Source organism: Vibrio echinoideorum (assembly GCF_024347455.1).
Classification (GTDB): Bacteria; Pseudomonadota; Gammaproteobacteria; order Enterobacterales; family Vibrionaceae; genus Vibrio; species Vibrio echinoideorum.
Window position 1 is genome coordinate 2865618 of record NZ_AP025483.1, and the last position, 13569, is coordinate 2879186.

8 protein-coding genes, 3 tRNA genes and 3 rRNA genes are annotated in these 13569 nt (G+C 45.6%); 3 read left to right on the plus strand and 11 right to left on the minus strand.

All coding sequences use genetic code 11. From position 1 onward, the window contains the following. Positions 1 to 36 precede the first annotated feature (36 nt). The 3 genes from OCV36_RS12975 to phoB are packed head-to-tail and all read right to left on the minus strand — an operon-like array spanning position 37 to position 3032. Entirely contained in the window at positions 37 to 993 is a 957-nt protein-coding gene (locus OCV36_RS12975) for a PstS family phosphate ABC transporter substrate-binding protein (RefSeq protein WP_135455590.1), read from the minus strand. Positions 994 to 1010: 17 nt separating this feature from the next. After that, positions 1011 to 2309, minus strand: coding sequence for a phosphate regulon sensor histidine kinase PhoR (phoR, locus tag OCV36_RS12980; RefSeq protein WP_135455573.1), 1299 nt, complete (start codon positions 2307 to 2309; stop codon positions 1011 to 1013). 33 nt (positions 2310 to 2342) lie between these two features. Continuing rightward, positions 2343 to 3032, minus strand: a complete 690-nt coding sequence (phoB, locus tag OCV36_RS12985) for a phosphate regulon transcriptional regulator PhoB (RefSeq protein ID WP_004735064.1) — start codon at positions 3030 to 3032, stop codon at positions 2343 to 2345. A gap of 194 nt (positions 3033 to 3226) precedes the next feature. Here phoB and rdgC point away from each other — a divergent pair, with 194 nt between their 5' ends. From rdgC to OCV36_RS13000, 3 genes are all read left to right on the plus strand, one after another. Beyond that, positions 3227 to 4141 (plus strand): recombination-associated protein RdgC, encoded by a 915-nt coding sequence (gene rdgC, locus OCV36_RS12990; protein ID WP_017106505.1) that lies wholly within the window; start codon positions 3227 to 3229, stop codon positions 4139 to 4141. Between the two features lie 205 nt (positions 4142 to 4346). Next, positions 4347 to 5765 carry a prephenate-dependent tRNA uridine(34) hydroxylase TrhP gene (trhP, locus tag OCV36_RS12995; protein ID WP_017074086.1) on the plus strand — a complete coding sequence of 473 codons (1419 nt, stop codon included), beginning with the start codon at positions 4347 to 4349 and terminating at the stop codon, positions 5763 to 5765. 34 nt (positions 5766 to 5799) lie between these two features. Continuing rightward, a complete protein-coding gene (locus OCV36_RS13000; RefSeq protein ID WP_004735061.1) occupies positions 5800 to 6054 on the plus strand; it encodes a YfhL family 4Fe-4S dicluster ferredoxin in 255 nt (84 codons plus the stop codon). Positions 6055 to 6095: 41 nt separating this feature from the next. On the opposite strand, the gene OCV36_RS13005 is transcribed toward OCV36_RS13000, so the two are convergent. From OCV36_RS13005 to OCV36_RS13040, 8 genes are all read right to left on the minus strand, one after another. Then, positions 6096 to 6404 carry a hypothetical protein gene (locus OCV36_RS13005; protein ID WP_017074085.1) on the minus strand — a complete coding sequence of 103 codons (309 nt, stop codon included), beginning with the start codon at positions 6402 to 6404 and terminating at the stop codon, positions 6096 to 6098. 269 nt (positions 6405 to 6673) lie between these two features. Further along, on the minus strand, positions 6674 to 7513 hold the full coding sequence (gene mepA, locus OCV36_RS13010; protein WP_135455575.1) for a penicillin-insensitive murein endopeptidase: 840 nt from the start codon (positions 7511 to 7513) through the stop codon (positions 6674 to 6676). A 288-nt stretch (positions 7514 to 7801) separates the two neighbouring features. Then, a tRNA-Trp gene (locus OCV36_RS13015) sits at positions 7802 to 7878 on the minus strand. 35 nt (positions 7879 to 7913) lie between these two features. After that, positions 7914 to 7990, minus strand: a tRNA-Asp gene (locus tag OCV36_RS13020). A 67-nt stretch (positions 7991 to 8057) separates the two neighbouring features. Continuing rightward, positions 8058 to 8173, minus strand: a 5S ribosomal RNA gene (rrf, locus tag OCV36_RS13025). A gap of 134 nt (positions 8174 to 8307) precedes the next feature. Next, positions 8308 to 11201 (minus strand): 23S ribosomal RNA (locus OCV36_RS13030). Positions 11202 to 11515: 314 nt separating this feature from the next. Further along, positions 11516 to 11591, minus strand: a tRNA-Ala gene (locus OCV36_RS13035). Positions 11592 to 11668: 77 nt separating this feature from the next. Then, positions 11669 to 13223 (minus strand): 16S ribosomal RNA (locus OCV36_RS13040). Together the 16S, 23S and 5S rRNA genes with 3 tRNA genes alongside form the textbook arrangement of a ribosomal RNA operon. Positions 13224 to 13569: the final 346 nt, after the last annotated feature.

The window sequence follows — 13569 nt, forward strand, 5'->3', positions numbered from 1 at the left end:
ATTCAGCAAACTGTATACCATTTTTTAAAGAATGAGCTAGAGCCCGATCTTGGCTAACTCTTGCTCTGCGAACTCAGACGGTATCGCTAAGTAACCATCTTTTTCTACAAGCTCTTGCCCCTGCTTTGAAAACACAAAAGTAAGAAACTCTCTCTCAACAGGAGAAAGTGGTTTATCAGGATGCTTGTTCACATAGACATACAAAAAGCGAGATAACGGATAGTCACCGCTCAAAATATTCGCTCGAGTAGGCTCAACATATTGCAAACCTCTCTCTGCAATCGGAATTAATTTAACGCCAGCTACTCGATAACCAATGCCCGAGTAGCCTATCCCACTGATGGACGATGCGACAGATTGAACAACTGAAGCAGAACCAGGCTGCTCATTGACTCGATTCTTGAAATCACCTCCGCACAACGCATTTTGCTTGAAGTAACCATAGGTTCCCGAAACTGAATTACGGCCGAATAGTTGGAAGCGATGTTTTGCCCACGGTTGATCAACGCCTAGAGCTTGCCAGTTATTTAGTGGCTTAGTCGCACCACAGCGTAATGTCTCAGAAAAAACACCGTCAATCTGACGAAAGTTCAGCCCTTCAATTGGATTATCACGGTGCACAAACAGACCGATAGCATCGATAGCAACTCGGAGCGCTGTTGGCTTATAGCCATGCTCTCTTTCGAACGCTTCTACTTCTCTTAGGCGCATTGGTCGGCTCATAGGACCAAGATGAGCTGTACCTTCAGTTAAAGCTGGAGGTGCCGTTGCAGAACCAGAAGCTTGAACCTGAGCGTTAACATTCGGATAGTAAGATTTAAACTCTTCGACCCATAACGTTGTCATACCCGCCAAAGTATCCGAGCCTACCGACAATAAGCTCCCAGAAATACCTGGTACCTTAGAATAATTAGGAAGCGATTCGATGCTCTGTTCAGCATGACTAGGATAAACCAAAGCAAACGATAATAATGAACTAACGGGTAAACGCATCCTGCGTATTAAAGTATTCATGACACGGTTAGTCTATTTGGAAGCGTGAAATGGAATCGGCTACCAACGCCAACTTCACTTTGAATTTCTAAATGTGAGTCATGATGGCTAAGCGCATGCTTCACAATCGCTAACCCAAGACCACTACCACCCGTATCGCGTGAGCGAGCTTTATCAACACGATAAAAACGCTCAGTGAGTCGATGCAGGTGTTGTGGCTCTATTCCGTCTCCGGTGTCTGATACGTCCAAACATGCACCTTGGCTAGTTTGATACCAACGAACCTTAACCGTAGCGCCCGGTGGCGTATATTTGACTGCGTTGTAAACTAGATTCGATATTGCGCTTCTTAGCTGATCTTCATCCGCTAAGACTCGTAAGCTCTTATCAATATCAAACTCTAGCTTATGTTCACGATCGCCACTTAAGCTTGCAGCCTCTTTCTCCAATACTTCTAACATAGCCGGTACATTGACGACTTCATCCAACTCATGCATCGGTGCAGCTTCAATTTTTGACAGTGTTAAAAGCTGATTCACCAGACTGTTCATTCGGTTCAATTGCTCAGTCATCACGCCATGGGCTTTAGGCCACATAGGCCCAACGATCATGTCTGGGTCTTCCGTCATTTCAAGGTAGCCCTGAAGTACGGTCATTGGAGTACGCAACTCGTGAGAAACGTTAGCAAAGAAGTTACGACGCATACCTTCCAACTGTTTAAGTTGAGTAACGTCACGCACGACCATCAGGTGTTCGCCCTCAGTGTACGGCACGATACGCAGTTCAAGCATACGTTCCACATTGAGTGGCGATGGCATCTCTAACGGCTCTGAGAAATCTTGTTTATTTAGGTACTTGATGAAGTCCGGCGTGCGGATCAAGTTGGAGATAGGTTGCCCAGAGTCGTCTGGCCAGCGAAACCCCAGCAAATACTGAGCAAGCTTGTTACACCAAACGATATTGCCTTCACCGCGAAATACCACAACGGCATCGGGTAGAGATTCAGCACCATTTCTGAAACGGCGGATTAGGTTAGTCAGTTCTTTGCGTTTGCGACGCTGCCTCTGCTGCATACGATAAATACCGTTAAACAGAGATTCCCAATTTCCTGAGCCTGAAGGTGGTGTTAAACGCTTTTCATCCCACAACCAAGCGGACAACCGCATCTGATTGTGTAAATGCCATCCCAACTGCAAAATCGTAGCAGCGAGCAGTAACCATGGTAAATAGCCGAATATCCAACCGACTAAAACCCAAGGTGCGTAAAAAAAAGCCAGCTCCCAAGCTAGCTTTTTCCAGGTTAACTTTTCAACCATTCAGGACTCCGTAAACTGGGTAGCGAAGCCACACTAAGCTTTTGTAGAAAAACGGTAGCCCGCGCCGCGAACCGTTTGGATTAGCTTATCATGACCTGCAGATTCAAGCGCCTTACGTAGGCGTCGAATATGTACGTCAACAGTACGATCTTCAACGTAAACGTTAGTACCCCATACATTGTTCAGCAGCTGTTCTCGGCTGTATACGCGCTCTTGGTGAGTCATAAAAAAGTGCAGCATTTTAAACTCGGTCGGTCCCATATCAACAGGGCCTTCACTTGCAGTAACGCGGTGAGATACAGGGTCTAATTTAAGACCTTGAACATCAATAACATCTTCCAATGCGGTAGGCGTGACACGACGAATAACCGCCTTGAGGCGTGCTACTAGTTCTTTTGGTGAAAATGGTTTAGTGATGTAGTCGTCAGCGCCGACTTCTAATCCACGGACCTTATCTTCTTCTTCGCCACGAGCCGTCAGCATCACTACAGGAATGTTACGAGTTAACTCTTCACGCTTCATGTGCTTGATAAAGTTTATCCCGCTACCACCAGGTAGCATCCAATCTAGTAATACTAGATCTGGGAAAGGTTCACATAGCTTGTTTACCGCTGTATCGTAATCTTCAGCCTCTACTGCTTGGTAGCCTTTTTGTTCAAGAACAAAACACAGCATCTCACGAATAGGTGCTTCATCCTCAACGACCAGAATCCTTCTCGACATAATTGAATAGCCTTTGTATGTAATCAACGCATTGCATTATCTGAGTTAATTATGACACTTTTGTGACCTTTGAAAACAAATTTTCATATAACTGTCTCAAAGAATTCACTTTATAACTTTTGGAACAGAGCTAGGGACAAATCAAGTTAGATCTCATATCATGAAGCACTTCTAAAAAGGTATGAGAAAAATTTATGTGGTTTAAAAATTGCCTAGTCTATCGCTTCAACCGTGATATTGATTTCAACGCAGATCAGCTAGAGAAACAACTTGAAGAATTCCGTTTTACTCCTTGTGGTAGTCAAGACAAGCAGAAGTTTGGCTGGGTAAATGCGATGGGTAGACACGGCGATATGATGACGCACGTATCAGAAAACCGCATTCTAATTTGTGCAAAGAAAGAAGAGAAAATGCTTCCAGCTTCTGTGATCAAAGATTCATTGAATGCAAAAGTAGAAACGCTTGAGGCAGAGTCTGGTACTCCTCTGAAAAAGAAAGAAAAAGACAGCCTAAAAGAAGACATCATCATCGACCTTCTTCCTCGTGCTTTCAGCCGCAGTAACTTCACTTACGCGCTGATCATGCCGAAAGAAGGCTTTATTGTGGTTGATGCTAGCAGCTACAAGAAAGCTGAAGACGTATTAGCATTACTACGTAAAACAATGGGTAGCTTGCCAGTAGTACCAGCTATTCCAGAGCAAGCGATTGATACGACGTTAACTGAGTGGGTTAAGTCAGGTGATACTCCTAAGGGTATTACAATGCTTGATGAAGCCGAGCTTAAATCAATCCAAGAAGACGGCGGTATTGTTCGAGTTAAGAAACAAGAACTAGAAGCTGATGAGATTAAAAACCACATCGAAGCCAACAAAGTTGTGACTAAGCTTCTGATCAACTGGCAAGATCGCATTGAGTTTATTCTTGCTGAAGATGGCAGCATCAAACGCCTGAAATTCAGTGATGAACTAAAAGATGAGAACGACGACATTCCTCGCGAAGATCAAGCTGCGCGCTTTGATGCAGATTTCTCACTGCTATGTGGTGAATTCAGTGTTTTCCTACCAAACCTATTTGAATCATTAGGCGGGTTAACTCAACCTAACGCTTAATCAGTAATACTCAAAGCTCAGATGTCGATGGCATCTGAGCTTACTTCCCTCAAACTTCTGCTTATATCCATCTCTCCACCCTATTCTTAATATCATTGTTATCTTTAAGGCTATCAACCAAACTCATTTTAGCGTAAAATTTGCGCCCCTTTGATATCACTTGGTGGTATCAACCTGACTTGAGATCAGATTAGAGAACGAAGCAATGACTACACAAAAACCATTTGTACCTGAACTATTATCACCGGCAGGAAGCCTTAAAAACATGCGTTACGCATTCGCCTACGGCGCAGATGCAGTTTACGCAGGCCAGCCACGTTACAGCCTTCGTGTTCGTAACAACGAGTTCAATCACGAAAACCTACAAATCGGTATCGATGAAGCTCATGCTCAAGGCAAAAAGTTATATGTTGTATGTAACATTCAGCCACACAACTCTAAATTAAAAACATTCATTCGCGACCTTAAACCTGTTGTAGAGATGGGCCCTGACGCTCTGATTATGTCAGACCCAGGTCTTATCATGATGGTTCGTGAATCATTCCCAGAAATGCCAATCCACCTTTCTGTACAAGCAAACGCAGTAAACTGGGCAACCGTAAAATTCTGGTCAACTCAAGGCGTTGAACGTGTGATCCTATCTCGAGAGCTTTCACTTGAAGAGATCGAAGAGATTCGCGAAAACTGTCCAGAAACAGAACTTGAGATCTTTGTCCACGGCGCACTATGCATGGCTTACTCCGGTCGTTGTCTACTTTCTGGTTACATGAATAAACGCGATCCAAACCAAGGCACTTGTACTAACGCTTGTCGTTGGGAATACAAAACTGAAGCAGCGAAAGAAGACGAAAACGGTCAGATCGTTGAAGCAAACCCTACAGGTGTCGCTATTCAAGAAGTAGAAACTCAAGGTATTGAAGTTCAAGACGAGCGCCCAGACAACACACTAGGCCTTGGCAAACCAACTGATGAAGTCGTTTTACTTTCTGAATCACACAAGCCAGAAGAGAAAATGGCAGCGTTTGAAGATGAGCATGGTACTTACATCATGAACTCTAAAGATCTTCGCGCGATTCAGCACGTTGAACGCTTAACTAAGATGGGTGTTCACTCTCTTAAAATCGAAGGCCGCACTAAGTCATTCTACTATTGTGCGCGTACAGCACAGGTTTACCGTAAAGCCATTGATGATGCTGTTGCAGGCAAGCCATTTGATGAAAGCCTAATGGGTACGCTAGAAAGCCTAGCTCACCGTGGCTACACTGAAGGCTTCTTACGTCGTCATACTCATGATTCATACCAAAACTATGAATACGGCTACTCGATCTCTGATAGTCAGCAGTTTGTAGGTGAGTTCACTGGTAAGCGCCGTGGCGACTTAGCGGAAGTAGAAGTGAAGAATAAATTCCTATTAGGCGATAGCTTAGAGATGATGACACCAAAAGGTAACATTGTTTTCAAACTAGAAGTAATGGAAAACCGTAAGTCTGAAGCAGTAGACGATGCAAAAGGTAACGGCCACTTCGTATTTATCCCTGTACCAGCAGATTTGGATTTAGAGTACGGCTTACTTATGCGTAACTTAAGCGCAGGCCAAGATACACGTAACGCATCAGGTAAATAACCTTTACTTGCGAAACTTTTGCTGAGAATAATATATGGCTCTGTTAATTACCGACAAGTGCATAAACTGCGATATGTGTGACCCAGAATGCCCAAATGGCGCAATCACGATGGGCGACAGTATCTTTGAGATCGATCCTGATTTATGTACTGAGTGTAAAGGTCACTATGAGAAGCCAACATGTCAATCAGTGTGCCCTATTACAAAATGTATCATCACTGACCCAAACCATATTGAAACTGACGATGAGCTACTAGAGAAGTTTGTTATCATTCAAGGCTTGACCTAAAAAAGAAAAGGTTCAACTTAACCATAAGTTGAACCTTTTTTTTATCCCGATTTACCAATTGGATAAATATTGCAGAAGAGCTCTTTTTCAAATTGATATTCGAGTCGCTCTCGCCAATTTATCGATTGCGCTATAGGAACAAGATAAAAGTTTTCCCTACTGGTGTCTGTCACAAATGCCATTCCATACTGCATTAATTCATAGTGCACATCATTGACGAAACTAGGGTCTAATCGTTGTCTACCGGTCAGTTGATTAATATCATCTCTTGAGATAGAAATACCTGAGTTTTCCGTACTGAACCTATGTCGTAACCATTCTGAAAATTCCTTTGCACAAATCATAGTCATAGTCTTATCCTTGAATTATCTATCGACGGGTATCAGACTCTGATTTCACAACTGCACATAAGCCGTATCTTTCACCCCAAAACTCTCCATCCCTGACCAAACGTTATCAAATTCGCCATTGTTCCTACTGTTGTCGTTGTTGTTTTTTTAATATCAAACGATGTTCTTAATTACGTGTTTATAAACTCTAGACAAAAGTGTGACATTTCTCCAGTTTCAGAGATGAGAAAACCAGTGGCATTTCACTGTAATAGTCTCGATAAACACAATTACTTACTCGATATCAAGGCCAAGCACTGACTAGGCATCACTTTAACTTTCTTTTTTTTCTTACTTTTAACGACTTTCTTAGGGGGAGGAACAGGAACGGTCTTTGGAGCCCAACTGGCCAGTTCATCTCCACAACCATCACCTTCAGGTGGGTTTGCTTGAGCTACGCAGTTCAGACTACCTTCAGGACACTTTAAACGAACATGAAAATGAGAGTGGTGGCCCCACCAAGGTCTGATTTTACCTAACCAAGCTCTATCATTGGAATCAAAACTCTCTTGATCACATAGTGCTTGTTTAATAATTGGATGAACAAAAATACGCACCACTTTTTCATCTTTCGCTGCATAGCGAATAACTTGAAAGTGATCATCAGTCCAATTCGATTTACGCAGCTTGTAGTTGGTTAGATCCACGACACTCACAGGTTTAGGTACAGCAAGCTCATTAACTGAAAGTCTCTTACTTGTTAACCTCAACCATATATCAATATCTAACCCGGTTTGATGACTTGAATGGCCAGAAGAAAAACGTCCGCCTCTTGGCAGAGATATATCGCCAACCAATAAATTGGTGCTGAGTTTTTCATCAGTAGTAACACCTAACCTTTCAATAAACTGAATCGCCTCAGAGTGGCCGTAATAGCGCTCTCTCTGAGGGCGAATAATTTGGTATCCCTGCCCATCAATAGGCAAAGCCTGTGCGCCATCAAGGCACCCGTTGGCATAACTTCCGATTGATGAGGTTGAGTTTCTTGTCGGGCTTTTCTCTTTTTCCCATGGGGTTGCCAATACAAAAAACGAACAAAAGATTGCGGCTAGTGTACAAAATAACCTCATAACAATTCCAAGTGAACAATGTCTATTATTTATAGTAGTCGTCATTAAGCTATAGGTGCATATCGAGTTCGATTTTTCGAAGAGAATTGAGGTATTGCTAGTTAATTGGGGAGCTTTCAAACTTCAAACTTCAAACTTCAAACAGGAAGAGATAAACGACGAACATTTCAGAACTCAATATAAAGACAATATTAGCTCGGTACTCTTTCTATACCGGATGTAACTGTTGAATTTATCAAATCCTAGAAAGCAAAAAAGGCTCTAGTCTTTCGACTAGAGCCTTAAATATGGCAGGGGTGGAGAGATTCGAACTCCCAACACGCGGATTTGGAATCCGCTGCTCTGCCAATTGGAGCTACACCCCTATTTTCAGTTTTAAAGAGCTGAAACTCTGAATAAGTGGCGGAGTGGACGGGACTCGAACCCGCGACCCCCGGCGTGACAGGCCGGTATTCTAACCAACTGAACTACCACTCCGCAGTGGTCAACTCACTAAGTGAGCGTCCATATCTCCAGGTCGGTCAACCTAAAGATTTAATTTAAAGCCTGGCGATGTCCTACTCTCACATGGGGAAACCCCACACTACCATCGGCGCTATTGTGTTTCACTTCTGAGTTCGGCATGGAATCAGGTGGGTCCACAATGCTATGGTCGCCAAGCAAATTTTGCTTTTACTTTCAGTTTTTTAAAAACTGAAGGCAAAATAATCTGGAAAGCTTATTTAAAAGTTATTTCTCTTCAAACGCATTCAAGGTCTGGTACATCTGAGTCCACAAAACCCCTTGGGTGTTGTATGGTTAAGCCTCACGGGCAATTAGTACAGGTTAGCTCAATGCCTCGCAGCACTTACACACCCTGCCTATCAACGTCGTAGTCTACGACAACCCTTTAGGACACTTATAGTGCCAGGGAAAACTCATCTCAAGGCTCGCTTCCCGCTTAGATGCTTTCAGCGGTTATCGATTCCGAACTTAGCTACCGGGCAATGCCATTGGCATGACAACCCGAACACCAGAGGTTCGTCCACTCCGGTCCTCTCGTACTAGGAGCAGCCCCTTTCAATTTTCCAACGCCCACGGCAGATAGGGACCGAACTGTCTCACGACGTTCTAAACCCAGCTCGCGTACCACTTTAAATGGCGAACAGCCATACCCTTGGGACCGACTTCAGCCCCAGGATGTGATGAGCCGACATCGAGGTGCCAAACACCGCCGTCGATATGAACTCTTGGGCGGTATCAGCCTGTTATCCCCGGAGTACCTTTTATCCGTTGAGCGATGGCCCTTCCATTCAGAACCACCGGATCACTATGACCTGCTTTCGCACCTGCTCGAATTGTCATTCTCGCAGTCAAGCGGGCTTATGCCATTGCACTAACCACACGATGTCCAACCGTGTTTAGCCCACCTTCGTGCTCCTCCGTTACTCTTTGGGAGGAGACCGCCCCAGTCAAACTACCCACCAGGCACTGTCCGTAATCCCGATTCAGGGACCAACGTTAGAACATCAAAACTACAAGGGTGGTATTTCAAGGACGACTCCATCACATCTAGCGACGCAATTTCATAGTCTCCCACCTATCCTACACATGTAGGTTCAATGTTCAGTGCCAAGCTGTAGTAAAGGTTCACGGGGTCTTTCCGTCTAGCCGCGGGTACACTGCATCTTCACAGCGATTTCAATTTCACTGAGTCTCGGGTGGAGACAGCGTGGCCATCATTACGCCATTCGTGCAGGTCGGAACTTACCCGACAAGGAATTTCGCTACCTTAGGACCGTTATAGTTACGGCCGCCGTTTACCGGGGCTTCGATCAAGAGCTTCGTCCGAAGACTAACCCCATCAATTAACCTTCCGGCACCGGGCAGGCGTCACACCGTATACGTCATCTTACGATTTTGCACAGTGCTGTGTTTTTAATAAACAGTTGCAGCCACCTGGTATCTGCGACTCTCGTCTGCTCCATCCGCAAGGGACTTCACTGATAAGAGCGTACCTTCTCCCGAAGTTACGGTACCATTTTGCCTAGTTCCTTCACCCGAGTTCTCTCAAGCGCCTTGGTATTCTCTACCCGACCACCTGTGTCGGTTTGGGGTACGATTCCTTACAATCTGAAGCTTAGAGGCTTTTCCTGGAAGCATGGCATCAATGACTTCACTACCGTAGTAGCTCGACATCGTATCTCAGCGTTAGTAGTGGTCCGGATTTACCTAAACCACCCGCCTACATACTTGAACCTGGACAACCGTCGCCAGGCCCACCTAGCCTTCTCCGTCCCCCCATCGCAATTGTAAGAAGTACGGGAATATTAACCCGTTTCCCATCGACTACGCCTTTCGGCCTCGCCTTAGGAGTCGACTTACCCTGCCCCGATTAACGTTGGACAGGAACCCTTGGTCTTCCGGCGAGGGAGTTTTTCACTCCCTTTATCGTTACTCATGTCAGCATTCGCACTTCTGATACCTCCAGCAGCCCTTACAGACCACCTTCAACGGCTTACAGAACGCTCCCCTACCCCACATACCCTAAGGTACGTAGCCGCAGCTTCGGTGTATAGCTTAGCCCCGTTACATCTTCCGCGCAGGCCGACTCGACCAGTGAGCTATTACGCTTTCTTTAAATGATGGCTGCTTCTAAGCCAACATCCTGGCTGTCTGAGCCTTCCCACATCGTTTCCCACTTAGCTATACTTTGGGACCTTAGCTGGCGGTCTGGGTTGTTTCCCTCTCCACGACGGACGTTAGCACCCGCCGTGTGTCTCCCGGATAGTACTTACTGGTATTCGGAGTTTGCAAAGGGTTGGTAAGTCGGGATGACCCCCTAGCCTTAACAGTGCTCTACCCCCAGTAGTATTCGTCCGAGGCGCTACCTAAATAGCTTTCGGGGAGAACCAGCTATCTCCAGGTTTGATTGGCCTTTCACCCCTAGCCACAAGTCATCCGCTAATTTTTCAACATTAGTCGGTTCGGTCCTCCAGTTGATGTTACTCAACCTTCAACCTGCCCATGGCTAGATCACCTGGTTTCGGGTCTAATCCTAGCAACTGTACGCCCAGTTAAGACTCGGTTTCCCTACGGCTCCCCTAAACGGTTAACCTTGCTACTAAAATTAAGTCGCTGACCCATTATACAAAAGGTACGCAGTCACACCACGAAGGTGCTCCTACTGCTTGTACGTACACGGTTTCAGGTTCTATTTCACTCCCCTCACAGGGGTTCTTTTCGCCTTTCCCTCACGGTACTGGTTCACTATCGGTCAGTCAGTAGTATTTAGCCTTGGAGGATGGTCCCCCCATATTCAGACAGGATATCACGTGTCCCGCCCTACTCGTTTTCACTGATTATGATGTGTCGGTTACGGGGCTATCACCCTTTACTGCGAGACTTTCCAGACTCTTCACCTGCATCATTAAAAGCTTAAGGGCTAATCCAATTTCGCTCGCCGCTACTTTCGGAATCTCGGTTGATTTCTCTTCCTCGGGGTACTTAGATGTTTCAGTTCCCCCGGTTTGCCTCCTGTTGCTATGTATTCACAACAGGATACGTGCTTGTGCACGTGGGTTTCCCCATTCGGAAATCCCAGACTCAAAAGGTTATTACTACCTAATCTGGGCTTATCGCAAGTTATTACGTCCTTCATCGCCTCTGACTGCCAAGGCATCCACCGTGTACGCTTAGTCACTTAACCATACAACCCGAAAGGGTCTTAGTGTATGGCAACTAACCAAGGTTTTTGGTTGTCATCAAGAAGGGTTAATTCCTGATAACTGTTTGCCGGACTCAATTGTGAATCAATGTAAACATTGATTCGAATACAAGACACTTGAATGTGTTTGTTGTGTTTATCTAATGAAAGATAAACATTGAGAACTTTTAAATTTGATTGAATTACTCGTAAGTAAATCAATCAGTCAGCTTTCCAAATTGTTAAAGAGCTTGATTCATCTTCTATTAAAAGAAGGGAACCATTTTTAAATATTTTCAAAGAAAAACACTTAAAGATGGTGGAGCTATGCGGGATCGAACCGCAGACCTCCTCGCTGCCAGCGAGGCGCTCTCCCAGCTGAGCTATAGCCCCATCTGGAAAAGTATTTCTACTCTTAACTTTTTAAACCTAATCAATCTGTGTGGACACTCATCGTGACTATCTTCGTATAAGGAGGTGATCCAGCCCCAGGTTCCCCTAGGGCTACCTTGTTACGACTTCACCCCAGTCATGAACCACAAAGTGGTGAGCGTCCTCCCCGAAAGGTTAAACTACCCACTTCTTTTGCAGCCCACTCCCATGGTGTGACGGGCGGTGTGTACAAGGCCCGGGAACGTATTCACCGTGACATTCTGATTCACGATTACTAGCGATTCCGACTTCATGGAGTCGAGTTGCAGACTCCAATCCGGACTACGACGCACTTTTTGGGATTCGCTCACTATCGCTAGCTTGCTGCCCTCTGTATGCGCCATTGTAGCACGTGTGTAGCCCTACTCGTAAGGGCCATGATGACTTGACGTCGTCCCCACCTTCCTCCGGTTTATCACCGGCAGTCTCCCTGGAGTTCCCGACATTACTCGCTGGCAAACAAGGATAAGGGTTGCGCTCGTTGCGGGACTTAACCCAACATTTCACAACACGAGCTGACGACAGCCATGCAGCACCTGTCTCAGAGCTCCCGAAGGCACACCTGCGTCTCCGCTGGCTTCTCTGGATGTCAAGAGTAGGTAAGGTTCTTCGCGTTGCATCGAATTAAACCACATGCTCCACCGCTTGTGCGGGCCCCCGTCAATTCATTTGAGTTTTAATCTTGCGACCGTACTCCCCAGGCGGTCTACTTAACGCGTTAGCTCCGAAAGCCACGGCTCAAGGCCACAACCTCCAAGTAGACATCGTTTACGGCGTGGACTACCAGGGTATCTAATCCTGTTTGCTCCCCACGCTTTCGCATCTGAGTGTCAGTGTCTGTCCAGGGGGCCGCCTTCGCCACTGGTATTCCTTCAGATCTCTACGCATTTCACCGCTACACCTGAAATTCTACCCCCCTCTACAGCACTCTAGTTCACCAGTTTCAAATGCAGTTCCGAGGTTGAGCCCCGGGCTTTCACATCTGACTTAATGAACCACCTGCATGCGCTTTACGCCCAGTAATTCCGATTAACGCTCGCACCCTCCGTATTACCGCGGCTGCTGGCACGGAGTTAGCCGGTGCTTCTTCTGTTGCTAACGTCAAGATGCGCAGCTATTAACTACACACCCTTCCTCACAACTGAAAGTACTTTACAACCCGAAGGCCTTCTTCATACACGCGGCATGGCTGCATCAGGCTTTCGCCCATTGTGCAATATTCCCCACTGCTGCCTCCCGTAGGAGTCTGGACCGTGTCTCAGTTCCAGTGTGGCTGATCATCCTCTCAGACCAGCTAGGGATCGTCGCCTTGGTGAGCCATTACCTCACCAACTAGCTAATCCCACCTAGGCATATCTTGACGCGAGAGGTCCGAAGGTCCCCCTCTTTGGCCCGTAGGCATTATGCGGTATTAGCCATCGTTTCCAATGGTTATCCCCCACATCAAGGCAATTTCCTAGGCATTACTCACCCGTCCGCCGCTCGACGCCCATTAACGCCCCCGAAGGATTGTTAGTGTCGTTTCCGCTCGACTTGCATGTGTTAGGCCTGCCGCCAGCGTTCAATCTGAGCCATGATCAAACTCTTCAATTTAAGATTTTGTGACTCAACGAATACTGACTTCAAAACTAATATTCATTCGCCTATTCGAAAATAAACAAAGAACATGTAATTCTAAAGCTATTACCATTCCAACAGAATGGTAATGAATTGACTGTGCCAAAATTAAGTAAACTTAATTTTGTATTGGTCACTCAGTTCATTGAAATCAAGTTTGTTACCGAAGTAACTGTTTTACTTCTCTTAATAAAAAGGGAAGATAAAACGTTTTGATATTCATCAACGAGTGCCCACACAGATTGATAGGTCTAAATTGTTAAAGAGCTTTACTTATTGAGCGTTCCTTTTAGTAAGGAGCCTCTCTAAGTGGACGGCCATT

Bases quoted from the DNA above. Each gene is read 5' to 3' on its own strand.
- OCV36_RS12975 (WP_135455590.1), bottom strand. From the start codon at position 993: ATGCGTTTACCCGTTAGTTCATTATTATCGTTTGCTTTGGTTTATCCT.
- phoR (WP_135455573.1), bottom strand. From the start codon at position 2,309: ATGGTTGAAAAGTTAACCTGGAAAAAGCTAGCTTGGGAGCTGGCTTTT.
- phoB (WP_004735064.1), bottom strand. From the start codon at position 3,032: ATGTCGAGAAGGATTCTGGTCGTTGAGGATGAAGCACCTATTCGTGAG.
- rdgC (WP_017106505.1), top strand. From the start codon at position 3,227: ATGTGGTTTAAAAATTGCCTAGTCTATCGCTTCAACCGTGATATTGAT.
- trhP (WP_017074086.1), top strand. From the start codon at position 4,347: ATGACTACACAAAAACCATTTGTACCTGAACTATTATCACCGGCAGGA.
- OCV36_RS13000 (WP_004735061.1), top strand. From the start codon at position 5,800: ATGGCTCTGTTAATTACCGACAAGTGCATAAACTGCGATATGTGTGAC.
- OCV36_RS13005 (WP_017074085.1), bottom strand. From the start codon at position 6,404: ATGACTATGATTTGTGCAAAGGAATTTTCAGAATGGTTACGACATAGG.
- mepA (WP_135455575.1), bottom strand. From the start codon at position 7,513: ATGAGGTTATTTTGTACACTAGCCGCAATCTTTTGTTCGTTTTTTGTA.